21 protein-coding genes are annotated in these 23026 nt (G+C 56.2%); 15 read left to right on the forward strand and 6 right to left on the reverse strand.

Translation table 11 applies throughout. From position 1 onward, the window contains the following. Positions 1 to 4: 4 nt before the first annotated feature. From ACEQ15_RS02720 to ACEQ15_RS02730, 3 genes are read left to right on the forward strand one after another with little or no spacing between them, the layout of a single operon-like run. Entirely contained in the window at positions 5 to 898 is an 894-nt protein-coding gene (locus ACEQ15_RS02720) for an ABC transporter permease (RefSeq protein WP_370277492.1), read from the forward strand. Positions 899 to 916: 18 nt separating this feature from the next. Further along, positions 917 to 2953: a dipeptide ABC transporter ATP-binding protein gene (locus tag ACEQ15_RS02725; protein ID WP_370277493.1), complete on the forward strand. Its 2037-nt coding sequence runs from the start codon at positions 917 to 919 to the stop codon at positions 2951 to 2953. Positions 2954 to 3006: 53 nt separating this feature from the next. After that, on the forward strand, positions 3007 to 3663 hold the full coding sequence (locus ACEQ15_RS02730) for an HAD family hydrolase (RefSeq protein WP_370277495.1): 657 nt from the start codon (positions 3007 to 3009) through the stop codon (positions 3661 to 3663). A gap of 103 nt (positions 3664 to 3766) precedes the next feature. Here ACEQ15_RS02730 and ACEQ15_RS02735 read toward each other — a convergent pair whose 3' ends face one another. The 3 genes from ACEQ15_RS02735 to ACEQ15_RS02745 form a co-directional block, all read right to left on the reverse strand. Then, positions 3767 to 4681 (reverse strand): LysR substrate-binding domain-containing protein, encoded by a 915-nt coding sequence (locus tag ACEQ15_RS02735; RefSeq protein ID WP_370277496.1) that lies wholly within the window; start codon positions 4679 to 4681, stop codon positions 3767 to 3769. A 218-nt stretch (positions 4682 to 4899) separates the two neighbouring features. Beyond that, entirely contained in the window at positions 4900 to 5409 is a 510-nt protein-coding gene (locus ACEQ15_RS02740; RefSeq protein ID WP_370277497.1) for a hypothetical protein, read from the reverse strand. A 278-nt stretch (positions 5410 to 5687) separates the two neighbouring features. Continuing rightward, entirely contained in the window at positions 5688 to 6089 is a 402-nt protein-coding gene (locus ACEQ15_RS02745; protein ID WP_370277499.1) for an acyl-CoA thioesterase, read from the reverse strand. A gap of 341 nt (positions 6090 to 6430) precedes the next feature. Between ACEQ15_RS02745 and ACEQ15_RS02750 the strand changes: the two genes are divergently transcribed. The 6 genes from ACEQ15_RS02750 to ACEQ15_RS02775 all read left to right on the forward strand — a co-directional run bounded on the left by ACEQ15_RS02750 (position 6431) and on the right by ACEQ15_RS02775 (position 14877). Next, positions 6431 to 7402, forward strand: coding sequence for a PstS family phosphate ABC transporter substrate-binding protein (locus tag ACEQ15_RS02750; protein ID WP_370277500.1), 972 nt, complete (start codon positions 6431 to 6433; stop codon positions 7400 to 7402). Between the two features lie 162 nt (positions 7403 to 7564). Further along, the gene (locus ACEQ15_RS02755) at positions 7565 to 9838 is read left to right on the forward strand and encodes an ABC transporter permease subunit (protein ID WP_370277501.1); all 2274 of its coding nucleotides are present in this window, start codon (positions 7565 to 7567) and stop codon (positions 9836 to 9838) included. A gap of 26 nt (positions 9839 to 9864) precedes the next feature. After that, positions 9865 to 11553 carry a phosphate ABC transporter permease PstA gene (pstA, locus tag ACEQ15_RS02760; protein WP_370277502.1) on the forward strand — a complete coding sequence of 563 codons (1689 nt, stop codon included), beginning with the start codon at positions 9865 to 9867 and terminating at the stop codon, positions 11551 to 11553. A gap of 37 nt (positions 11554 to 11590) precedes the next feature. Beyond that, the gene (gene pstB / locus ACEQ15_RS02765) at positions 11591 to 12424 is read left to right on the forward strand and encodes a phosphate ABC transporter ATP-binding protein PstB (protein ID WP_282355187.1); all 834 of its coding nucleotides are present in this window, start codon (positions 11591 to 11593) and stop codon (positions 12422 to 12424) included. A gap of 84 nt (positions 12425 to 12508) precedes the next feature. Beyond that, positions 12509 to 13246, forward strand: coding sequence for a phosphate signaling complex protein PhoU (gene phoU, locus ACEQ15_RS02770; RefSeq protein WP_370277503.1), 738 nt, complete (start codon positions 12509 to 12511; stop codon positions 13244 to 13246). A 113-nt stretch (positions 13247 to 13359) separates the two neighbouring features. Further along, positions 13360 to 14877, forward strand: a complete 1518-nt coding sequence (locus tag ACEQ15_RS02775) for a diguanylate cyclase (RefSeq protein WP_370277504.1) — start codon at positions 13360 to 13362, stop codon at positions 14875 to 14877. A gap of 43 nt (positions 14878 to 14920) precedes the next feature. Here the strand turns inward: ACEQ15_RS02775 and ACEQ15_RS02780 are convergent, their stop codons facing one another. Next, complete coding sequence (locus ACEQ15_RS02780) at positions 14921 to 15505, reverse strand: DUF1415 domain-containing protein (protein WP_370277505.1); 585 nt, start codon at positions 15503 to 15505, stop codon at positions 14921 to 14923. A 122-nt stretch (positions 15506 to 15627) separates the two neighbouring features. Between ACEQ15_RS02780 and ACEQ15_RS02785 the strand changes: the two genes are divergently transcribed. From ACEQ15_RS02785 to ACEQ15_RS02805, 5 genes are all read left to right on the forward strand, one after another. After that, the gene (locus ACEQ15_RS02785) at positions 15628 to 16167 is read left to right on the forward strand and encodes a chorismate lyase (protein WP_370277506.1); all 540 of its coding nucleotides are present in this window, start codon (positions 15628 to 15630) and stop codon (positions 16165 to 16167) included. Positions 16168 to 16194: 27 nt separating this feature from the next. Continuing rightward, positions 16195 to 17082 (forward strand): 4-hydroxybenzoate octaprenyltransferase, encoded by an 888-nt coding sequence (gene ubiA / locus ACEQ15_RS02790; RefSeq protein ID WP_370277507.1) that lies wholly within the window; start codon positions 16195 to 16197, stop codon positions 17080 to 17082. A 131-nt stretch (positions 17083 to 17213) separates the two neighbouring features. Then, the gene (gene phoB, locus ACEQ15_RS02795; protein ID WP_282355197.1) at positions 17214 to 17909 is read left to right on the forward strand and encodes a phosphate regulon transcriptional regulator PhoB; all 696 of its coding nucleotides are present in this window, start codon (positions 17214 to 17216) and stop codon (positions 17907 to 17909) included. Between the two features lie 9 nt (positions 17910 to 17918). Continuing rightward, the gene (phoR, locus tag ACEQ15_RS02800; RefSeq protein WP_370277508.1) at positions 17919 to 19247 is read left to right on the forward strand and encodes a phosphate regulon sensor histidine kinase PhoR; all 1329 of its coding nucleotides are present in this window, start codon (positions 17919 to 17921) and stop codon (positions 19245 to 19247) included. A 159-nt stretch (positions 19248 to 19406) separates the two neighbouring features. Then, positions 19407 to 20429: an IS110 family transposase gene (locus ACEQ15_RS02805; RefSeq protein ID WP_370277509.1), complete on the forward strand. Its 1023-nt coding sequence runs from the start codon at positions 19407 to 19409 to the stop codon at positions 20427 to 20429. 343 nt (positions 20430 to 20772) lie between these two features. Here the strand turns inward: ACEQ15_RS02805 and cysZ are convergent, their stop codons facing one another. Together cysZ and ACEQ15_RS02815 are read right to left on the reverse strand one after the other, a co-directional pair. Then, a complete protein-coding gene (cysZ, locus tag ACEQ15_RS02810; RefSeq protein WP_370277511.1) occupies positions 20773 to 21546 on the reverse strand; it encodes a sulfate transporter CysZ in 774 nt (257 codons plus the stop codon). Positions 21547 to 21554: 8 nt separating this feature from the next. Continuing rightward, complete coding sequence (locus ACEQ15_RS02815) at positions 21555 to 21782, reverse strand: hypothetical protein (RefSeq protein WP_370277512.1); 228 nt, start codon at positions 21780 to 21782, stop codon at positions 21555 to 21557. Positions 21783 to 21915: 133 nt separating this feature from the next. Between ACEQ15_RS02815 and ACEQ15_RS02820 the strand changes: the two genes are divergently transcribed. Further along, positions 21916 to 22854 carry an NADP-dependent oxidoreductase gene (locus ACEQ15_RS02820; RefSeq protein WP_370277513.1) on the forward strand — a complete coding sequence of 313 codons (939 nt, stop codon included), beginning with the start codon at positions 21916 to 21918 and terminating at the stop codon, positions 22852 to 22854. Positions 22855 to 23026: the final 172 nt, after the last annotated feature.

Below are 23026 nucleotides of genomic sequence, written 5' to 3' on the forward strand. Positions count from 1 at the left end.
CACGATGACTGCAATTACCGCGAACACCACGCTGCCGGAAGTCCAGAAGCAATCCCGCTGGAAGCAGGTGTGGAAGAACATGCGCCGCTCTCCGGCCGGCATGATCGGCCTGTTTGTGCTCTGCGCCCACCTGATCATTGCCGTGCTGGCGCCCTACATCGCGCCACACGACTGGACCCTGCAGAACGGCTACATCATGCTGCAGGCGCCGAGCACCGAGTACTGGTTTGGCACCGACAATATGGGCCGCGACCTGTTCAGCCGCACCCTGATGGGCGGCCGTGAAGCGATCATGGTGACTCTGCTGGGCACCCTGCTGGCGATCGTCTGGGGAGGCCTCGCCGGTATCACGCTGGGGTTTGTTGGCGGCAAAGTTGATGAGTGGCTGATGCGTATTGTTGACGCCCTGCTGGCCATTCCATGGCTGCTGTTCCTGCTGCTGATCATCGCGCTTACCGGCCAGCAGAGCTGGACTCTGATCCTGACCCTGGGTTTCTTCTACGGCATCGCGGTGATCCGCGTGGTACGTGGCGCCACTCTGGAATATGTACCACGCGACTTCGTCGTGGCCGCCAAAACCCGTGGCGAATCCCGCCTCACCATCGTGGTGAAAGAGCTGCTGCCCAACGTACTGGATGCCCTGCTGGTTGAAGCGGCGATGCGCTGGGCCTGGATGTTGCTGGCGTTCAGCTCCCTCTCCTTCCTGGGTTTTGGTGTGGTACCGCCAACGCCGGACTGGGGCCTGATGATCGCCGATACCCGCGGTATGATCTCCATCGCCCCATGGGCCGTGATGTTTCCGGCCCTGGCGCTTTCAACCCTGATTATCAGCATCAACCTGACCGCCGACTCGTTTGCCAAAGCGATCGGTCTGGACCGTGCCAAGGCACCGGTGTAATCGGGGAGGACATACAGAATGACAAGCAAGATGATTCTCGAAGTAAAAGATTTCTCCCTCGGCTACACCGCTGCCAACAATCAGTTGGTAAGCGTGCTGCGTAACGTGTCCCTGCAGATCAAAAAAGGCGAAGCGATCGGTCTGGTGGGTGAATCCGGCTGTGGTAAAAGCACGCTGGCGCTGGCGATGATGGCCTTTTTACGCAGCGGCTCTCAGGTGCAGAGCGGAGAGATCCGCTACCACGGCGATAACCTGTTTGAAAAATCAGAGAAAAAGCTGGCGAAACTGCGTGGCGGCATGATCGGCCTGATCCCGCAGAACGCCGGCCAGTCCCTGACGCCAACCATGAAGATCCGCGCCCAGCTGTTCGAAGCACTGCAGTTGCACTCCGATGTGCCCCGCAACCAGTGGCAACAACGTGCCATCGAACTGCTCAAGCAAGTCCGCCTACCGGCACCGGAAGCGATGCTGGACCGTTACCCTCACCAGCTCTCCGGTGGTCAGCAGCAGCGTGTGGCGATCGCCATGGCATTGGCGGGCAGCCCGGATCTGCTGGTGTTAGATGAACCGACCACCGGTCTGGACGTCACCACCCAGGCACACATTCTGGAACTGCTGGGCAACCTGCGTGCCGAGCTCGGCATGACCATGGTATTCGTCAGCCACGACTTGGGCGCCGTCGCCCGTATCAGCGACCGCATCGCCGTAATGTATGCCGGTGAGATTATCGAGCTGGGCAGCTGCGCCGACGTACTGCGCACCCCGGCCCACCCGTACACCCGCGGCCTGCTGGGTTCGATCCCACGCCTGGACCAGACCGGTCTGCCACCATCCCTGCCGGGCTACCCACCCAAAGTGGGTTCGGTGAAGCAGGGTTGTGCCTTTGCCCCTCGCTGCAAACACGCCAAAGAGCACTGCGTGTCGGCAAATGCACCAGTCATTGCACGCGACAGCCACCAGGTACGTTGTCATCTGGCGGACGAACTGCCAGATACAGGCAGCAACGTCACCGTACTGAAGCCGGTGCCCCGTACCACCGATGAAGCGCTTCTGGATATCCAGAAACTACAGATCAGCTACCACAAACCGGGGCTGTGGGAGCAGCTACGTGGCACCGAACCACCGGTGGCGACCGTGGATGATATCGACCTGCTGCTGAAGCGTGGTGAGACCCTGGCCCTGGTGGGTGAATCCGGCAGCGGCAAATCCACCATCATGCGCTCGATCAGCGGTATCCAGCCACCCCGCCAGGGCAAAATCAAGCTGCTCAACGAGAGCCTGAACGAGCCGGTGGAGAAACGCGACAGCCAGCTGAAACGTCGCGTGCAGATGATCTTCCAGAACCCGGATGCCTCTCTGAACCCACGCCATACCGTAGCGGAAATTCTGCAACAGCCACTCAAGCTCTACTACGGACTGGATGTCCAGGCCTGTCGTCAGCGCGCGGCCGAGCTGCTGAATCTGGTGCGTCTCGCCCCCCACTACCTGGACCGCATGCCGGGCCAGCTCTCCGGCGGTGAAAAACAGCGTGTCGCCATCGCCCGCTGTTTCGCCGGTGATCCGGAACTGATCCTCTGCGATGAGGTGACCTCCGCGCTGGACGTCTCCGTCCAGGCGGCGGTGCTGAAACTGCTTAAGGAACTGCAGCAAGATAAAGGGGTGACCTACCTGTTTATCGCCCACGACCTGGCGGTGGTAAAAGCGATCGCTGATCAGGTGGCGGTCTTGTACCAGGGCCGTCTCTGTCAGGTCGGTCCGGTAGATGAGGTATTCAACGGCTACCACCACCCGTACACCCAGGCCCTGCTGAACGCGGTACTGGAACCCGATCCGGATCATGTACCCCAGCTGTCCGGTGACGATGCTTCCGAACAGCACCCGCCGGCACAGGGTTGCGCCTATCAGCGCCGCTGCCCGATGGCTACGCGAATGTGTGCAGAATGGACCCCACCGTGGCAGGAAGACGGCCACAACCACATCCGCTGCCATTACACACTGCGCGAGCTCGAACGGGGTGACGAAGAGGCGCAACTGATCAGGTTCGCCAACGCCTGAGCTGTATAACAGCACACCGTTTTTTGATTTAAGACTTTGACTAAGGAAGACCCATGGCACTGGTTATTTACGATCTGGACGACACCCTGATCAACGAGGACGCGTCTAGACTCTGGCTGCAGTTTATCGGTGATCGCGGCCACGCTTGCCGCGACACCCTGCTGCAGGAGGAGGCGCGTCTGGATGCCCTCTACAAACAGGGCAAGCTGGATATGCGCGACTACCTGCTGATGCAGCTGGGCCCCCATATCGGCCTGCCACTCAGCGTTGTCTGCGCCGAGATCAACAGCTTTATCAGTGACTATGTGATGCCCCATGTACGCCCGGCTGCACTGGACAACATCCGCGAACACCAGGCCAAAGGCGACCGCTGTCTGGTGATCTCTGCATCCACTGCCTTTCTGGTAAAACCGATCGCCAAGCGCCTAGGAATCGATGATGCCATTGGTGTTGAGATCGAACTCGACAACGGCCTTATCACCGGCCGCCCCGACGGTGTGATCAGCTACCAGGGGGGCAAGATTACTCGCCTGCAGGAGTGGCTGGAAAAGGAACAGGAAGCACTTGAGGATAGCTGGTTCTACAGCGACTCCCGCAATGATCTGCCACTGCTGGAGCTGGTCAGCAATCCGGTGGCGGTCAGTGCCGATCCTCACCTGCGTGCCGTGGCCATTGAGCGCAACTGGCGCCAGGTAGAGTGGCATTTTTAAGGCACTAAAAAGTAGCGCGTTTGAAGGGGAGTAAAAGGGTGTGGGCTTCGCTGAATCCCACACCCTTTTTCTTTATTGGGATCTGTAAAAAACAGTGGCGGAGTTACGGCCGGATATACTGCTCTTCGCTTTCCAGAGTCGCCTGCAACCAGTCGCGGAACGCGATCACTTTCGGTGACGGCGGTTTGTTGGGTAGCACCAGATAATGGGCGCCGGACGCCTTCAGAGTGTAGGAGTGCGCCTGCACCAGCAGGCCACGGTCCATCATGGGCTTGAGGTTAAAGCTACGCGCCAACAATAAACCGATACCGTTACAGGCCGCATCAAAAGCCGAGGTGCTGGTATCACATTCCAATACCGGCATCGGCATCAGGTTGCTCAGGTTCTGTTTGCGGAACCACTGCTGCCAGTTCTCACGATCACCAATAATGCTGATCAGCGGCAGCTGCAGGATCTTCATGGCATCGTCGTTGATCTCGTAACGCTCCAGAAACTCCGGACTGCCCACTACGATCAGGTTTTCCCGCGTCAGACGCTCCACCTGCATGCCGGTCCAGTCACCGAAACCGTTGGAGATCTCAACATCCGCTTCCTCCACCTCATTCTGCGACGGCCAGACGGAGGACATCAAACGGATGCGGATACCCGGGTGTTTGGCATAGAAGTCACTCAAACGCGGTACCAGCCACTGCTGCATAAAACTGGTGCCACACTTTATCGTCAGCAGCGCACGGTGATCGGTGCCAAACAACTCGTTGGTACTGGCCAGCAGGTTATTGAAGGCGTCGGTCAGGACCGGCAGGTAAGCCCGTGCTGCATCGGTCAGCTCCAGGTTGCGTGGCTTGCGAATCAGCAGCTGTGTATCCAGGTACTCCTCCAGCAGTTTAACCTGCTGACTGACCGCGCCCTGTGTCACATGCAACTCCTCCGCCGCACGTGTCAGGCTACGCAGACGTGCAGCCGCTTCAAAGGCTTTCAGCGCTTTCAGTGGAGGCAGTGGCTTGCGGTTATTTTTCATGGAGACACTCAATACTGGCTTGGTGAAGACCAGGTGAAGACTGGAAGCAGTGCTGACTGACACTGGCTCGCAGCAACACACCCGGTGGCGTACGATAAGCCGTCTCCTTATAGCAGAACCAGATGACAGAAATACTGCAGCAAAGCAGATAGCCAGAAACCAAAAAACCCCGGTCTTCACCAGGGCTTTTTATATAGCGGCGATATATAGCTTTTATATCAGCAGGACAGTCCCACCATCAGTGGCGGCAGGCTTTCGTGTTGCCAGCGCTGTACGCAGTATCCTTCAACCACAATCACTTCGCACTCGTCGCCGTTGTTGAGGCGGCCCTGCATGTGGCCTTTTAGGATATCGATCAACTGGTCGGTATCTTCAGCGCAAACAAATCGGTTGATAAAGTGACTGAAGCCGTAAGCCTCATCGTAGATACTCAACACCACCCGGTTTACCGCCCGTACGCTTGGCGCGTGGCTGAAGATATCCTGCTTTCGATCGAAATCACCCTGATGAATCCACAGGCATGGTTCCGGGTCGAGAATCTCCAGGCCATGCTTGGTGGTCATCATGTATTCCCAGAGACGGAAGTTTTCCATCTCCACCAGGCGCATCCGCTGCTCTCCTTCGCCGTTTGAAGTGAAACACTGCACCAGTTTCTGGGACTGCTGATATTCCAGAAGAGGCACGGTATTCAGTTCTGCCTCAAACGCTGCTTTCTTCGTGGTACTCAAAACGAAGTCTCCTATTGAATCTTCTGGCAGGTCGTCCTGACCGCTCAGGGTGCCAAACAGTCTAGGTGCTAGGGGAAGTATCCGCAATCCGTTCACGACGCCGGGAGTGATCAGTATCAAACATCCTCGGGTTTGATCCTACCATATCACATTCAAGTGACAGGTTAAGGGGACAGGCAGTATGACAAGCGCGAATAGGGAGGGGATGCGCACAGGCGCGGGCAGGCGGAGATTGGGGATTCCGTTGTCGCACGGTCATCCCCAAAGCATATGGAGGCTTAGCCGAAGTTGATGGCGCGGATGTGGCCGTGGCCGTCGATCGCCACCTGTACACATTCGGCTTCAGTCACCTTACGCAGGTCACTGCCATCCGGGCAACGGCCCCACACCTCAACGCGAATACGCAAAGAGCTGCGACCGGATTCCAGCACGCGGGTATAAAAGGAGAGTACAGTGCCCACCAGAACCGGTGACATAAACTCCATGTTGCCGACTGAAACCGTGGCAACACGACCACTGGTTACCTCAGCCGCCTTAATTTCGGCCGCCAGTACGATCTGGGAGGAGACCCAGCCGCCGTAAACATCACCAAACATGTTGGTGGCCTGGGGATCTGCTGGCAGGGTCAGGGTCAACTGACCTTCCGGTGACAGAATCTGATCTTCTTTTTTATCTACCATGGTGCAGTTTCCACTCAAACTACATTTATAGGATTCGTCAGCACCGGAATTACACGTATCCGGTGCACACCACTTTTACCGCTCTCACAGAAGAGCCTTCTATATAGACAGCAAGACCCGTGACTTTACTGAGTCCGGATATTGATCGTGCTGCAACGGTATCATTCGGTTACAACTAAAGTCTACTGATTATACACCCCCACTTGGGCGCTTAGGATCAGTTCTTTTTATGCGAGCAGAAAAATGGACGCGATGCTGTCACAACTCTGTCACAAAGCACTTCTATAGTAGGCCCCATATTATTACTTCAAACCAAAAAACTTCTCTCTCTGGAGATAAAGATGAAACCAATGAAGAAGCTGTTTGCAGCTGTTGCGATCTCTGCAACCTGCATGACTGCAAACGCTGCAGACCTGCTGGACAAAAACCTGCCTGTTTACCAGAAAGCTTCCGGTGTATCCGGTAACCTGTCTTCCGTCGGTTCCGACACTCTGGCGAACCTGATGACTCTGTGGGCTGAAGAGTTCAAACGTGCTTACCCTAACGTTAACATCCAGATTCAGGCTGCCGGTTCTTCTACTGCACCTCCTGCACTGACCGAAGGTACTGCTAACCTGGGTCCTATGTCTCGTAAGATGAAAGACAAAGAGCTCGCTGCATTCGAGAAGAAATTCGGTTACAAGCCAACTCCTGTAGCGGTCGCAATCGACGCTCTGGCTGTATACGTACACAAAGACAACCCGGTTAAAGGCCTGACTATCCCTCAGGTTGACGCCATCTTCTCCTCCACGCGCAAGTGTGGTGGCGCTGCTGACATCACTAAGTGGGGTGATGCTGGCGTAGAAGGTTCCCTGGCATCTAAGTCTGTGCAGATCTTTGGTCGTAACTCCGTATCCGGTACCTACGGTTACTTCAAGAAGAAAGCACTGTGTAAAGGTGACTTCAAAAACAACGTAAACGAGCAGCCAGGTTCTGCTTCCGTTGTACAGTCCGTGTCCACTTCCCTGAACGGCATCGGTTACTCCGGTATCGGTTACAAAACGTCTTCCGTACGTGCATTACCACTGGCTAAGAAACCAGGTCAGAAGTTCGTAGAAGCGACTCCTGAAAACTCTCTGAACGGCTCTTACCCACTGGCGCGTTCCCTGCTGGTATACGTGAACAAAAAACCAGGTCAGCCACTGGCTCCGCTGGAGCGTGAGTTCCTGAAGATGGTTATGTCTAAAGTGGGCCAGGAAGTTGTTGTAAAAGACGGTTACATCCCACTGCCAGCCAAGCTGGTTGAAAAACAGATGTCTGCTCTGGGCCTGTAAGCCAGCGGTTTATCTGACGAGACCTACGGGTCTCAAAGATTCAGGGGGGTTCCGAAAGGAGCCCCCCGTTTGCGTTAGTGACACCCCTGTAACAATAGCGTAACAAACTTGCCTTATTGTACGCCCGACGCTAATTCCAGGACCTCTCAGGACCTTTGTGCCATGAGCATTGATAACACAAACCTAGCCACTGAACTCGATTTCGACACACCAGCGGCCAAACGTCTGCGCAAGTTCCGCGCCCTTAAAGACAAGTCGGCTTCTGTAGGTATCGCCTTCGGCGGTATCAGTGTCATCATCGCCATCCTGCTGATTTTCTTCTACCTGCTGTATGAAGTTGCACCGCTGTTCCACTCTGCTGAGATTAAACCTTGGCAGGTAAACGGCCAGACTGCAGCACCTTACGAAGCACCAGGACGCGGTAAAACCCTGTACCTGACCATGGAAGAGCAGGCAGAGATAGGCATGCGTGTCACTGATGAAGGCGAGATTGTCTTCTTTGACACCCGCACTGGCGATGTATTGCAACAGTCCAATATCCCTGTACCGGCCGGTGCAGAGATCACCAGCTTTGCCCTGGCATCTGATGCCAGCCGTATTTTTGCGGTAGGCCTGAGCAACGGTGAAGTACAGGTACTGAAGCACAGCTACAAGGCGACCTACCCTGAGGGTAAACGTGTTATCACTCCGTTCATCGAATACCCATTTGGTGAAGCGCCACTGGCCGTAACAGACAGTGCTATCAACGAGTTGGCCCTGAACGGTGATGAGGAAAACTGGAGCGTTATCGCTAAAACCAACCAGGGTCTGACGGTTGCAAACCTGGCGTTTGAGGAGAACTTCCTGACCGGTGAGGTGGAAACCAGCATTGAGACTGAGATGCTGCCAGCGCTGAACATGCCGGTTAAGAAGCTGCTGCTGATGCCGGACCGTCGTTGGTTGCTGATCTCCGGTAACAGCAACAAGCTGGCGGTGATGGATCTGGCGTCTGCCGACACCGAAACCACTCAGGTGCTGGAAGCATCCTCTGGCAACATCACTGGCTTCCAGTTGCTGCTGGGCGGCAACTCCCTGATGGTTGCCGATGACAAGGGCAACATCAGCCAGTGGTTCCTGGTGCGTGACGATCAAAACGTTTGGCGCCTGACTAAGATCCGTGAATTCGAAACCGGTTCTAAACCAGTGAACGCAATGTCTATGGAGCACCGCCGTAAGGGCTTCGCGACCATGGACAGCGAAGGCACCCTGCGTCTGTACAACTCCACAGCTAACCGTAACGTACTGGTTGAGCAGGTGACCCAGGGCCAGGCTGATACTGTTGCCTTGTCTCCACGTTCCAACGCTCTGCTGATTGAGAAAGACAACACCCTGGCGTTCTGGCTGATCGACAACGAACACCCGGAAGTATCCTGGGATGCCCTGTGGGGCAAGGTTTGGTACGAAGGTTACCAGGAGCCGGAATACACCTGGCAGTCCTCTGCATCGACCAACGACTTCGAGCCTAAATACAGCCTGATGCCGCTGGCATTCGGTACCCTGAAAGCGGCCTTCTACGCCATGCTGCTGGCAACGCCGCTGGCGATCTGTGGTGCGATCTACACCGCTTACTTCATGGTGCCGGCTCTGCGTCGTAAGGTGAAGCCGTTCATCGAATTGATGGAAGCACTGCCAACGGTAATCCTGGGCTTCCTGGCGGGTCTCTGGCTGGCACCATTTATGGAAACCAACCTGGCCGGAATCTTTGTCTGCCTGCTGCTGATTCCGTTCGGTATACTGGCCTTCGCATTCGCCTGGGCACGTGCACCGAAGCATATCCGTTACATGATCCCGGAAGGCTGGGACACAGTAATGCTGATCCCTGTTGTGATCCTGACCACCCTGTTTGGTCTGTGGATTGCGCCGGGCGTTGAAGCTGCGTTGTTCGGTGGTGATATGCGCCAGTGGGTGACCGACGATCTGGGTATCGCATACGACCAGCGTAACGCTCTGGTAGTGGGTATTGCGATGGGCTTCGCGGTTATCCCAACCATCTTCTCCATCACCGAGGACGCGATCTTTGCTGTACCGAAGCATCTGAGCTACGGCTCCCTGGCATTGGGCGCGACCCCGTGGCAGACCCTGGTGCGCGTGGTGATGCCAACGGCAAGCCCGGGTATCTTCTCTGCGGTAATGATCGGTATGGGCCGTGCGGTAGGTGAAACCATGATCGTACTGATGGCGACCGGTAACACCCCGATCATGGATATCAACATCTTCGAAGGTATGCGTACTCTGGCCGCAAACATCGCGGTAGAGATGCCGGAATCCGAGGTGGGCAGTACCCACTACCGTATTCTGTTCCTGGCTGCTTTCGTACTCTTCCTGTTTACCTTCATGGTGAACACCCTGGCAGAGACGATTCGTCAGCACCTTCGCAAGAAGTATGGCTCTCTGTAACACGGCTTGATTGAGGAATAAAACCGATGAAAGTTTCATTAAAAGAATGGACTAAATCCGGCGAGCCGTGGGTATGGTTGAACGCTGGTGCAGTCGCGATCTGTATGATCATGGTTGTTGGCCTGCTGTCCCTGATCGCCGTACGCGGTCTGGGTCACTTCTGGCCAGCCAACGTCTACCAGGCGGACTATGTCGAAAACGGCAACTCCCTGCGTCTGGCGGGTGAACTGGTCGACTCCGAAGATGTACCGGCAGACCAGCTGCGTGACAGCGGCGTGGCGGTACCAGAAGGCGTTGAGTTCATGCAGCGCGACCTGCTGAAGATCGGCAACCGTGATGTGGGCGGCTCCGACTTTATCTGGGTGCTGGATGACTTCCTGGAAAACCGCAGCAACCCGGAGATGCTGTTCGCGGCAGAACGTCGTGAGTGGGGTAACTTCTACGGTTACCTGCGCAGCCTGAAAGAGAACGGCCAGGTCGTCGCAAGCTACGACGGCTATGAGAAAAACGCCGAGTATATGCAGCTCTGGAACAAGTTCGAGGCAAGCATCGAGCGTGCACTGGACCTGCACGAAGAGATTGCAGAGATCGAGAAACACGAGATCGGCGCAATCAACCACGAGCTGGAACGTCTGCGCCTGAAAGAACGCGCCCTGCAGTTGAAAGAGGTGACCGATCAGTCCCGCTATGCGGAGATCGATCAGCGTCGTAAAGAGCTGGATGCGGAATACGAAGTCCTGCAGAAGAACCTGCTGGACCTGTACACCCAGTTCAACCGCGATTCTTTCACCGCTGAAACAGCCGGTGGTCAGACCATCGAGGTGGATATTTCCAAAGTTGTACGTGCATTCCTGCCGAACAACATGAGCATCACCGAGAAGGTTCTGCACTACTTCTCCAAGATCTGGGAATTCTTGTCTGAAGATCCGCGTGAAGCAAACACCGAAGGTGGTATCTTCCCGGCAATCTTCGGTACCGTGATGATGGTTATCCTGATGTCCGTGATGGTAACCCCATTCGGCGTGGTTGCTGCGGTTTACCTGCGTGAATACGCGAAGCAGGGTTTTGTTACCCGTCTGATCCGTATCGCAGTAAACAACCTGGCCGGTGTACCATCTATCGTATACGGTGTATTCGGTCTGGGCTTCTTCGTTTACTTCCTGGGTGGTCACATAGATGACGCTTTCTTCCCGGAAGCTAAACCGGCTCCAACCTTTGGTACGCCAGGCCTGATGTGGGCATCCCTGACCCTGGCACTGCTGACCGTACCGGTGGTAATCGTGGCAACCGAGGAAGGTCTGTCCCGTATCCCACGCGCGGTACGTGAAGGTTCCCTGGCACTGGGTGCAACCAAAGCCGAAACCCTGTGGAAAGTGGTCCTGCCAATGGCATCCCCGGCAATGATGACCGGTGTGATCCTGGCGATCGCCCGTGCTGCGGGTGAGGTAGCACCGCTGATGCTGGTCGGTGTAGTGAAGCTGGCACCAAGCCTGCCGCTGGATGGCAACTACCCGTACCTGCACCTGGATCAGAAATTTATGCACCTGGGCTTCCACATCTACGATGTAGGTTTCCAGAGCCCGAACGTTGAAGCGGCCCGTCCGCTGGTATACGCAACTGCGCTGTTGCTGGTTATCGTAATCGCCCTGCTGAACATGTCCGCGATTGCAATTCGTAACCACCTGCGCGAAAAGTACAAAGCACTTGAAATGTAACGCTGGATAGCGGAATTTATTAGAAAGGTTTTAAGCCATGACTAGCGAAGCAAAAACCCACGCCATTGATATTTCTGCCATGCAGCGAGATAACCGTATTCTGCGACTGGAAGACGAAACCTGCACACTGCAAGTGAAAGACCTGCGTCTTTCCTACGGTGAGAAGGAAGCCCTGCACGGTATCGACATGACGATCCCGAAGAACCGCGTAACGGCGTTCATCGGCCCATCCGGTTGCGGTAAGTCCACCCTGCTGCGTTGCTTCAACCGTATGAACGACTTGGTAGACAGCTGTAACATCACCGGTCAGATTCTGATGGACGACCAGAACATCTATGACCGCAGCGTTGACGTAGCCGAGCTGCGTCGTCGCGTGGGCATGGTGTTCCAGAAGCCAAACCCGTTCCCGAAATCGATCTACGAGAACGTTGCATACGGCCTGCGTATCCAGGGCATCAAGAAAAAGCGTGTGATCGACGACACCGTAGAATGGGCACTGCGCTCTGCGGCACTGTGGGATGAAGTTAAAGACCGTCTGCACGAAAGTGCACTGGGTATGTCCGGTGGTCAGCAGCAGCGTCTGGTTATCGCCCGTACCATCGCAGTAAAACCTGAAGTACTGCTGCTGGACGAACCGGCATCCGCACTGGACCCGATCTCCACCCTGAAGATCGAAGAGCTGATCCACGAGCTGAAGAAAGACTTCACCATCGTGATCGTAACCCACAACATGCAACAGGCAGCACGTGTATCCGACTACACCGCCTTCATGTACATGGGTGACCTGATCGAGTTTGGTGTGACCGATACCCTGTTCACCAACCCGAGCAAGAAACAGACCGAAGACTACATCACCGGTCGTTACGGTTAAGGCCCAGCGTGAAATTTCCGGGGGATGGTCTATCATCCCCTATCGTCTATTGCAGATTCACTCCTCATTACGGAGAGTTCAGACGTGAATTTTGAAGATAATTACTCAACCCATATCTCTCAGCAGTTTAACGAAGAGTTGGAACAGATTCGTACCCAGCTGCTGACCATGGGTGGCATCGTTGAACGCCAGGTTCACGATGCTGTAGAAGCATTGCTGACCGGCGATGCTGACCTGGCAGAAAAGTCCCGTCGTACCGACCAGCAGACCAACGAAATGGAGCTGATGATCGACGAGCAGTGCACCACCATCATCGCCCGTCGTCAGCCTGCTGCCAGCGACCTGCGCCTGATCACCGCTATCTCCAAGGCCACTTCCGACCTGGAGCGTATCGGTGACGAAGCCAGCCGTATCTGCCGTCACGCCATCGATCTGGCCGATGAAGGTACCGGCCAACGCGGTTACCAGGAAGTGCGTCACATCGGCACCCTGGTACGTGAGATGGTTAAGGATGTACTGACCGCGTTCGCCCGCAGCGATACTGAACTGGCCTACCGTGTTGCCAAACAGGACAAAGCGGTTGACCAGGAATACCGTACTGCGATGCGTTCCCTGATCACCTACATGATGGAAGATCCACGTGCGATCTCCAGCAGCCTGAACGTAATCTGGGTTCTGCGTAGCCTGGAGCGTATCGGTGACCACGCCTGCAACATGGCCGAGCACCTGGTGTACCTGGTAAGCGGTACCGACGTACGCCACGCTTCCCTGAAAACCATGAAAGCAGCTGTTGAGCAGGGCGACGATTCCCCGGCTGAATAAGCTCTCTCCCCGACGTGCGTTTACCTGATCAAAAAACGGGTAAACGCACGTTTTATGCCCTCCCCCACTTGTGGTAACGTTGCCCTAAAGCCCAGCTGACTCCGGGAATCAACATGCTGCAATACGTGGTTTACGCCGATCTAAACTGCCCTTTCTGTTACGCGCTGCAGGAGCAGCTGCAAGCCATGGATCTGCTGGACCAGGTCGATTGGCGGTTGATCGAGCACGCCCCCGACATCAGCGTCTTTAACACCACCCCTGAAAGTCAGGCCGAACTGGCCAGCGAAGTATTCACTGTGCGCAGCCGCGCGCCTCAGGTTCAGGTGGCTCTGCCGCCACTGCGCAGCGACAGCCGCTTCGCCAACCTCTGTGTCATTGCCGCCCGAGAGATCGACGAAGCCAAGGGCCGTCAGCTGCTGATCAACCTGTACCGCGCCCTCTGGGTGGAAGGGAAAGACATCAGCTCCACCGCCGTGATCTACGACTGCATCGTGGCTGCCGGCCTGCCGGGCGAACTGTCCATCGAAGAGCCGCACGAGCATTGCCTGCAGAACTGGCAACACCAGTGGGAGCGCGGCAGCTACAACCTGCGTATCCCGGTGCTGACCAGCAGCGGCGAGGATGAAGCACGTACCCTGCTGGGCCTGCCAAGCCAGGAACATATCAGCGCCTTCTTTGGTGGTGAGCAGCCTGCCGGACCGATCGGCAGCTTCGATCAGTGCCACGGCCGCGATCAGCAGACCATCGCCTTCTACGGCCATGACGGTGTGCAGTCGATCTGGAACGTGATCGCCGCGGTACGCGAAGACTACAACATTATCCTGCCCGCCTCCGTGCAGGAGCTGCGCAAGATGCTCAATCAGCCGGGCGAAACCCCGGACCTGATTCTGCTCAACAGCATCAACCACTTTCAGTCCATGCTGGAAGACACCACCGAGATCGTGCATCAGGCTGCTGAAAGCCACACACCGGTTGCCCTGGTGGGTGATCCACTCAGCGATATGGACGAGATCAAGGTGTACGAAACCGGCGCCTCCGACTATCTGGTCAAGGACCGCGCCAACGGCATACTCAAAGCCCGTATCCGTACCCTGCTGATGCTGAAGCGCAGCCACGACCTGCTGGAGCGTGCCGCCCGTATCGACGGCCTGACGCAGATCTACAACCGCCGCGAGTTCGAACGCAGCCTGGAAGTGGAGTGGCTGCGAGGTCAGCGCTCCAAACAACCGCTGAGCCTGATCATGCTCGATGTGGACCACTTTAAGGATTACAACGACCACTACGGCCACCTCACCGGTGATGGCTGTCTGCAGCACGTGGCGACTGCCATCACCGAAAGCGTAAAACGCGCCCAGGATATGGTGTGCCGCTTTGGCGGCGAAGAGTTTGTGGTGCTGCTGCCGGAAACTAACGCAGAAGGCGCCAAGGTGCTGGCGGAAAAGATCCGAAAAACCGTGGAAGACCTGACCATCGAGCACGCACGCTCATCGGCGGGTGAACACGTCACCATCAGCCTGGGTCTGGCCAGCCTGAATCCGTTCGACAACAGCAACCCACGCGAACTGATCCAACTGGCCGACGACGCCCTCTACCGCGCGAAAAGCAACGGTCGCAACTGCGTCGCCGGTTAATTTAATAAGACGTGGTTAAATCTAAGATTGAATCCGGGGCCGCTCAGTCCCGGATATAGTCCGCAAATGGTGGGAAACGTTCGATCAGGCCGTCCCGTCCCAGCTCCCGCATCAGCGTCATGTTGCGCTCCGGAATCTCGTCGGGATCACCGTAGTTCATCAGCACCCGACTCATCATCCCCTCACGGATCAGGTGGAAAGACGGGAACGGTGAACGGTTGGTCCAATTGGTGATATCGTCCGGCTCGACACCGGCAAATTGATAGCGGGGGTGGAAGCTGGCCAGCTGAAACACACCGCCCAGGCCAGAGCGGTCCAGCAGACCCTGCAGAATATCCAGCATATCCAAGTACTGTTCAAAGTCCGGCAGGGCATTTGGCGTCACCAGCAGCGTGGTCGCCAGTTCATCCTCCTCACTCGCCTGGATCCGATCCAGTTCCGCCAGAAAGGCCTGTATCACCGCTTCTTCCTTGTCCCCCATCTCGATGGCGTAGTGGATGGTTGCCTGTTTCACAACGGGCGCAGCAAACGGGCAGAGGTTCATGCCAACCACCATCGCATCCACCCAGGCTTGGGTGAGGGCTTCGGCATTCTCTGGAGAGTATTTGAGTGAGTGTGTGGTATTCATAGCGGCGATGCTACCTGAAGGCCCGGAACAGGCAAAGGCCAGATCACCAGAGTGTTGACGTACAGCAGACTTTTACGGCCCGGCGGTGATAACATACGCGCAGATTTTGAAGGAAACAGACCGTGCCCATTGCCCGAGCCCTCACCGAACCAAACTTCGACACCCGCTGGACCTCCCTACGCCGCCCGAGCATTACTCAGGCTCCGCAGATCTGGCGCAGCTGGCTGACCGACGCCGGTTCCCTCACCAAACGCCTGATCGCGCTGAGCGAAGGTGATTTCGAGGTCGAGGTGGTGCGTCAGGGTTGGCAGACCCCAACCCGATCCGAAGCCAAGGCACTCAACATGGGCAGCCGTGAAAAGGCACTGGTGCGCGAAGTACAGTTGATCGGCAAAGGCGAACCGCTGGTGTATGCCCGCACCATCATCCCCGCCACCACACTGACTGGTCGTCAGCGCACGCTGAAACTGCTGGGTAACCGCTCGCTGGGATCCATGCTGTTCTCCGACCCCACAATGCGCCGCGGCCCGTTGCAGATCAGCCGCCTGCGTCTGCAGGACAAACGCACCGATGTCTGGGCACGGCGTTCTCTGTTCTACTTGTCGGAGAAACCACTGCTGGTGTGTGAGGTTTTTCTACCCGCCCTGCAGCAGTTAAAATAGCGGCATCGGATAAGAGAAGCAGTGAAGATGCAGTCACAGGCCCAACAGACCTTTACCCTGAAAGAGAAGCTGACCGCGTACGCGCAACTGATGCGGATGGACAAGCCGATTGGCACCTATCTGGTGATGTGGCCGGCACTGTGGGCACTGTGGATCGCGGCTGAAGGCGTGCCGGATCTGAAGCTGCTGTTTATCTTTGTCGCCGGGGCTTTCCTGACCCGCTCCGCCGGCTGCGCCATCAACGACTTTGCCGACCGCAAGGTGGACGGCCACGTTAAGCGTACCCAGCATAGGCCCATCCCAAGCGGCCGGGTCTCCCCCAAGGAAGCGGTGCTGCTGTTCTCCGGCTTTATGCTGCTGGCCTTTGTACTGGTCCTGTTCACCAACTGGCAGACCATCCTGCTGTCGTTTGGCGCCGTGGCCCTGACAGCCGTGTACCCCTTTATGAAACGTTACACCCATCTGCCACAGGTTGTGCTGGGTGCGGCGTTTGCCTGGGCCGTTCCGATGGCGTTCAGTGCTGTGACAGGTACGGTGCCTTGGTATGCCTGGCTGATATACGGTGCCACCGTGCTCTGGACCGTCGCCTACGACACCCTTTACGCGATGGTCGACCGCGACGACGATCTGAAGATTGGGGTGAAATCCACCGCCATTCTGTTTGGTGATGCAGACAAGCTGATCGTCTCCATCCTCAAGATACTCACCCTCGCCCTGCTGATCGGGCTGGGCCTGCACCTGCAGCTGTCGATCTGGTATTACTTGGGCCTTGCAGGTGCGGCGGTCCTCTTTATCCGCCAGCAGTACATGGTTCGCAACCGCGAACGGGACCTGTGCTTCAGCGCTTTCCTCAACAACCACTACGTGGGTTTACTGGTATTTACCGGTATCCTGGCGCACTATTTGAGTGCGTAAACCCACTGATCTGACTGGATTTCCACCTAATACGCGCCTCCGTTAAGGAAATGGCGTGCGCGTCATATTAGTGTAACAATATTGTCTTGTAATAATGCCGTCTTTTATTAACCCCAAAAGAGGCAGACGTCATGTCTTCTACGAAAAAGGTGCTGATCGTTGACGACGAAGCACCGATTCGCGAAATGATTGCGGTCGCACTGGAAATGGCCGGTTACGAGTGTCTTGAAGCGGAAAACGCCAATCAGGCACATGCACTGATCGTAGATAGCAAACCGGATATGGTCCTGCTCGACTGGATGATGCCAGGCACCAGCGGTGTCGACTTCGCCCGCCGACTGCGCAAGGACGAACTGACCGCCGACATGCCGATCATTATGCTGACCGCCAAAGGCGAAGAGGAAAACAAGATCAAGGGTCTTGAGTCCGGCGCCGACGATTTCATCACCAAACCATTCTCACCCCGTGAGCTGGTTGCCCGCCTGAAAGCGGTACTGCGCCGTACTACGCCAAAAGGCGTGGAAGAGCCGGTATCCGTAGATGGTCTGACCCTGGATCCAATCTCTCACCGCGTGACGGCGGAAGGCGCACCGATAGAGCTTGGTCCGACCGAATTCCGTCTGTTACAGTTCTTCATGACCCACCAAGACCGTGCATATTCCCGTGGCCAGCTGCTGGATATGGTTTGGGGGGGGAACGTCTACGTAGAGGAGCGTACAGTTGATGTACATATCCGTCGTCTGCGTAAGGCACTTGGTGAACGTCACGACTACTTGGTACAAACCGTACGCGGCACCGGCTACCGCTTCTCTGCCAATGTAGCCTGAGGGTAAAACATGCAGCACAACCGCCACTCAATGCTAAGTAACCTGTTTCTGTTTGCGGGACTCGGGTTGTTTGTGGGGTTTGTGTTTGGCTATCCGGCAGAATTCCTATCTGCCGGTTTGTTGATCTGGTCGCTGTTGCAGGTGAAGCAGTTTGGCCGTCTGAATGAGTGGTTACACCGCGACAAATCAGATGCCGAGCCACCCGAGTGCACCGGTCACTGGGGTGATCTGTTTGACGAATTTTCCCGTCAGCAGAAGCGCACTGCCTCCCGCGAAGCGTTCCTGCGCAGTGTGATCAAACGCTTCCAGCAGTCCTCTGCTGCCCTGCATGATGCGGTGGTAATCATCAATGACCAGAATAACCTGGAATGGTGGAACCGCTCGGCCGAGCGCCTGTTGGGCTTCAAAACAACCACTGACCGCGGCAAGCCAGTCATTAACCTACTGCGTGATCCGCGCTTCATCCGTTATTACAAGCGCAATAGTTACGAAGATCCCCTGCAACTGCCGTCACCGGTCAATCACGAAATCGAACTGCAGTACCAGATCACCCGCTTTGGTAAAGGGGACCGCCTGCTGGTTGCCCGTGACATCACTCAGATGCTGCGCCTGGAACAGACCCGCCAGGACTTTGTGGCCAACGCCTCCCACGAGCTCCGTACTCCGCTCACCGTGATCCTGGGGTACCTGGAAACCTTCCTGGATCAGGATTTACCACGCCCGCTTAATCGGGGCATGACCCAGATGCAACAGCAGGCGCGCCGTATGCAGAATCTGGTCTCCGACCTGTTATTACTCTCCCGTCTGGAAGCAACCCGTCAGGTCACCGATGAGCATCCGGTACAGATCCAGAGCCTTATCCATAACATCCACGACGCCGCCGTCGAGCTGGCACGTGGCAGAGGTCATGAATTCGAGCTGGACCTGGATCCACAGCACGACCTGCTGGGCCAGGAAGTTGAGCTGCACAGCGCCTTTTCCAACCTGGTCTACAACGCGGTACGTTATACCCGTGAAAACGGTAAGATCCGCATCCGTTGGTGGGCCGATAAGGACGGCGGCCACTTCTCGGTAACCGACAACGGCATCGGCATCGACGCCATGCATATCTCCCGACTGACCGAACGATTCTACCGCGTGGACGAAAGCCGTTCCTCTGAAAGCGGCGGTACCGGATTGGGTCTGGCGATTGTGAAACACGTGTTGTCGCGCCACGGCGGTCAACTGACTATTCAGAGTAAGAAAGGTGAAGGCAGTACCTTTACCTGCCACTTCCCACTGGACCACCTGATGCTGGTATCAGTGAATGAGGATGACGATTATAAGGATGCGGGCTGAGCCCCAAGCTGATTCTTCAGACAAATAAAAAAGGCGCTCCAGAAGGGCGCTTTTTTTCGTTAAGTCGTAGGTTGATGAGATGGTCTCCTCCCGTCCAACGGCGTCGCAATGCGCCAAGATAGATGTATAGCCAACATCTGAGGAACAAAGGAGGAGACCATGATTAAGCCTAGTGTCATCGGACTCGATTTAGCAAAAACTACCTTTCATCTTGTACATCTCAACCGTCAGGGGCGAGAGGTTCACGCGAAACGTTTAAGTCGTACTCAGGTAGCGCGATACTTCGCCCAGCAATCACCCATCCACGTGGCCATGGAGGCTTGTGGCAGCAGTCATTACTGGGCTCGGGTGCTCCAGGCGCAGGGGCACCAGGTGGAACTGATGCCTCCCCAGCATGTAAAAGCCTATCTGCGCGGACAAAAGAATGATTACAACGATGCACGGGCCATTGCTGAAGCGTGCCTGCACGGTCGAGTCCGGCCGGTAGCCATTAAGCAGGTCGAGCAGCAGGATGAACAGATGCTGCATCGGATACGCGAACAGCTCATTCGTGAACGCACAGCCCAGGCCAATCAGATCCGTGGGCTACTGGGTGAGCGGGGGTGTGTAATCCGGGCAGGTTTAGCCGCCGTCAGGCAACGGGTACCAGAAATCCTGGCACATACCAATCCAGAGCTCACAGCTCTGAGCCGTCGCTTGGTGGCACGGCAATACGCCCGCTTGCAGGCATTGGACGAAGAGATAGCTTGGTACGACCAACAGTTACAACAGCAAGTGAAGCAGGATGAGGTCTGTCGCCGACTGGCTGAACTGCCAGGGTTTGGTCCCGTAGTTAGCAGCATGTTTAAAAGCTGGCTCGGCAGTGGTGAACAGTTCCGGCGTGGCCGGGATGCGTCAGCCGCGCTTGGGCTAGTGCCCCGTCAGTACACGACCGGCGGCAAACCGCGTCTGGGCCGAATTACTAAATGCGGTGACAAGAGCCTACGCAGCTTACTGATCCATGGCGCTCGGGCGGTGGTGCAACGCAGTGGTGGAAAAACCGATCCGTTGAGCTGTTGGATCAATCGGTTAAAAGCCACCCGTGGCATCAACAAGGCCACGGTGGCGTTGGCCAATAAATTATGCCGTATCGCGTGGGTCTTGGTACGTCGCGGTGAACGCTACCGACCTGCGGCGAGCTAAGCATTATCAGGTAACAGCAAACACACCCAGAGGTTGCGAAGGCAGTGTGTAAACGATGACAGAACAGGTCAAACCGGCACAGTGAAACCCTGGCTCGTCCCACGGTAGATCGATACCGTTAGGTTGATAAGGCCACTGTGCGCGAACGCTCATCAAGGCCAGATGCTCAAATAGCTTCACAGAACAGGCCGGATATATGGCAGCAACCTGTCAAATCATCGGAGCATCCAGCCATTGCAAGCTGGGAGGAGACCATATATGGGTCGAGCCATAGGCGACACCCAACAGAAAGGGTAGATAGACAAGTTGGGTGTCGCTACGCTCGACCCAACCTGCTTCCGGCCTATCGATCCAGTTGTGGTCGTCCTGAATTCATATCACCCAAATGATCACCGATATGTTCCTCAACCCAGTAGCAGGTTGCCCCCACCACCGCTGCAGGCATCAGCACCAGGTTCAGCACAGGAATCATCATACCCAGCTGCACCAGGCCACCAAAACCTACGGAGGTCAGGCGTCGGGCCTTCAGCAGCTCTTTCATCTGCTTGAAGCTCACCTTGTTGTTATCCATCGGGTAGTCGCAGTACTGGATTGCCATCATCCAGGCACCAAACATAAACCACAGAAATGGCGCGGCGATATTGATTACCGGGATAAAGGTCAGCACTAGCAGCAGGATAAAACGTGGCAGATAGTAGGCCAGCTTGGACAACTCGCGGCCGATAGCACGTGGCACCAGCGCAATAATCGCCTGCCAGCCCTCATCAGTCACCACCTCACCCCGCAGCTTGCGCTCTACCTTCTCCGACAGGAAGCCGTTAAACGGCGCCGCGATCAAGTTCGCCACCAGGGTAAAGCTGTAATAAACCACCAGCAGTACCATCAACGCGAACAGCGGCCACAACAGATACTCCAGGAAGGAGGCCCAGTCGGGTAGAAACCCCAGCAGGAAGTCGATCCAGACATCAAACTGGGTCAGCAGCAGCCAGATGGCGCCCACAAATAACAGAATATTTACAATCAGCGGGATCAGCACAAAGGGGCGGATGGCCGGGTCCGGCAGCATCGACAGTCCCTTCAGCAGATAACCCGCGCCTTTAGCGGGATTTCCTTTCATAACACCTATCAACTCATAAAGTATGCGTACAGGCGCAGCGCAACAGCTACGATCATCATACTCAGACCTGCACGGTTCACTTTAAATTCCATCACATTGAACTGAATATTGGGCTGCCAGAACATCAGCACCGATTTGAAGTCCTTGGTACGTCCTGCGTAAAGGGCCAGCGACACGAAAAACACCACCAGGCCGCCCCAAAACAACAGCTCTTCGATCATTGCCAGATATATCATACTCGCCTTACGTCCACTTTCTGCTAAGTTTCTAGAGGCACCAAGCCTAACAAAAATTAGATGTAACGGCTGCAATCCCTAGGTCCAAGACACCCTGTTTGCACCCTGAGTCGTACCTGCGATGGAGAGACAGATGAGAGCGATACAGATCCACGAGTTTGGCGATACCAGCAACCTGAAACTGGAAGAGGTGGACACGCCCGTACCACAACGTGGCGAGGTCCTGATTCGCACCGAGGCCTGCGGGATTAATCCGATCGACTGGAAAACCTGCGCCGGTGGCGGCGCCGCACCGTTTATTGGTGAGCTGCCGTTTATTCCCGGCTGGGAGTTTGCCGGCACAGTGGAAGAGGTGGGTGAAGGCGTGAGCGGTTATGGCCGCGGCGACAAAGTATTCGGCATGATTCGCTTTCCGGAGCGGGCGGGCTGTTACGCGGAGTATATTGCTGCCCCCGCCGCCGAGATCGCCAAACGTGGTGACGACCTGGATAGTGTAACAGCAGCGGGGATTGCCACCGCCGGCCTGACCGCCTGGCAGGCACTGTTTGATAAGGGCAGCCTGCAGGCAGGCCAGCGCGTGCTGATCCTGGGTGCCGCCGGCGGTGTTGGCCATCTGGCGGTACAACTGGCTAACTGGGCCGGAGCCGAGGTGTACGGTACCGCTTCAGGCCGCAACCACAGCTTTCTGCGCAGCTTGGGCGCACATAAGCTGTATGACTATCACCTTGATGATGTCACCCAGGTATTGAGCGATGTTGATCTGATCATCGATGCCGTGGGTGGCGACACTGCGATTAATGCCCTGCCCTGTCTGAAACCGGGTGGCGTGATGGTCACCCTGCCTTCCGTCACCAAGGATCAGGTGATTGCCGCCGGTGACGAGATCGGCCATGCAGTGCTGCCGATCCGTTGCGAAGCCAACGCCGACCAGCTGGCCGAACTGGCAACATTGCACAGGGAAGGTAAATTGCGGGTTGCTCTGGCGGAAGCCCTGCCGCTGGAGCAGGTAGCCGAGGCATTCCGCCTCAGCCAGGAAGGTCATGTACGCGGTAAGTTGGTACTTACACTCTAACTATCACAAAGAAAAAGGCCGCGATTGCGGCCTCAGGTTGCTGACGAACCCCGCTTTTTAGCGGGGTTCTCTCTTTTAAAGGCTTATCGCACGGTTTCCAGCGATCAGTGAAGCCTTAACGATGAATGTGCGTTTCCGGCCCTCATAGGCAGCCCTGCTCTCCCAGTTGCCT

It is taken from the genome of Pontibacterium sp. (assembly GCF_964228735.1).
Classification (GTDB): domain Bacteria; phylum Pseudomonadota; class Gammaproteobacteria; order Pseudomonadales; family Balneatricaceae; genus Pontibacterium.

Excerpts from the sequence above, each read along its gene's own strand:
- ACEQ15_RS02720 (WP_370277492.1), top strand. The coding sequence starts at position 5 with ATGACTGCAATTACCGCGAACACCACGCTGCCGGAAGTCCAGAAGCAA.
- ACEQ15_RS02725 (WP_370277493.1), top strand. The coding sequence starts at position 917 with ATGACAAGCAAGATGATTCTCGAAGTAAAAGATTTCTCCCTCGGCTAC.
- ACEQ15_RS02730 (WP_370277495.1), top strand. The coding sequence starts at position 3,007 with ATGGCACTGGTTATTTACGATCTGGACGACACCCTGATCAACGAGGAC.
- ACEQ15_RS02735 (WP_370277496.1), bottom strand. The coding sequence starts at position 4,681 with ATGAAAAATAACCGCAAGCCACTGCCTCCACTGAAAGCGCTGAAAGCC.
- ACEQ15_RS02745 (WP_370277499.1), bottom strand. The coding sequence starts at position 6,089 with ATGGTAGATAAAAAAGAAGATCAGATTCTGTCACCGGAAGGTCAGTTG.
- ACEQ15_RS02750 (WP_370277500.1), top strand. The coding sequence starts at position 6,431 with ATGAAACCAATGAAGAAGCTGTTTGCAGCTGTTGCGATCTCTGCAACC.
- ACEQ15_RS02755 (WP_370277501.1), top strand. The coding sequence starts at position 7,565 with ATGAGCATTGATAACACAAACCTAGCCACTGAACTCGATTTCGACACA.
- pstA (WP_370277502.1), top strand. The coding sequence starts at position 9,865 with ATGAAAGTTTCATTAAAAGAATGGACTAAATCCGGCGAGCCGTGGGTA.
- pstB (WP_282355187.1), top strand. The coding sequence starts at position 11,591 with ATGACTAGCGAAGCAAAAACCCACGCCATTGATATTTCTGCCATGCAG.
- ACEQ15_RS02775 (WP_370277504.1), top strand. The coding sequence starts at position 13,360 with ATGCTGCAATACGTGGTTTACGCCGATCTAAACTGCCCTTTCTGTTAC.
- ACEQ15_RS02780 (WP_370277505.1), bottom strand. The coding sequence starts at position 15,505 with ATGAATACCACACACTCACTCAAATACTCTCCAGAGAATGCCGAAGCC.
- ubiA (WP_370277507.1), top strand. The coding sequence starts at position 16,195 with ATGCAGTCACAGGCCCAACAGACCTTTACCCTGAAAGAGAAGCTGACC.
- phoB (WP_282355197.1), top strand. The coding sequence starts at position 17,214 with ATGTCTTCTACGAAAAAGGTGCTGATCGTTGACGACGAAGCACCGATT.
- phoR (WP_370277508.1), top strand. The coding sequence starts at position 17,919 with ATGCAGCACAACCGCCACTCAATGCTAAGTAACCTGTTTCTGTTTGCG.
- ACEQ15_RS02805 (WP_370277509.1), top strand. The coding sequence starts at position 19,407 with ATGATTAAGCCTAGTGTCATCGGACTCGATTTAGCAAAAACTACCTTT.
- cysZ (WP_370277511.1), bottom strand. The coding sequence starts at position 21,546 with ATGAAAGGAAATCCCGCTAAAGGCGCGGGTTATCTGCTGAAGGGACTG.
- ACEQ15_RS02815 (WP_370277512.1), bottom strand. The coding sequence starts at position 21,782 with ATGATATATCTGGCAATGATCGAAGAGCTGTTGTTTTGGGGCGGCCTG.
- ACEQ15_RS02820 (WP_370277513.1), top strand. The coding sequence starts at position 21,916 with ATGAGAGCGATACAGATCCACGAGTTTGGCGATACCAGCAACCTGAAA.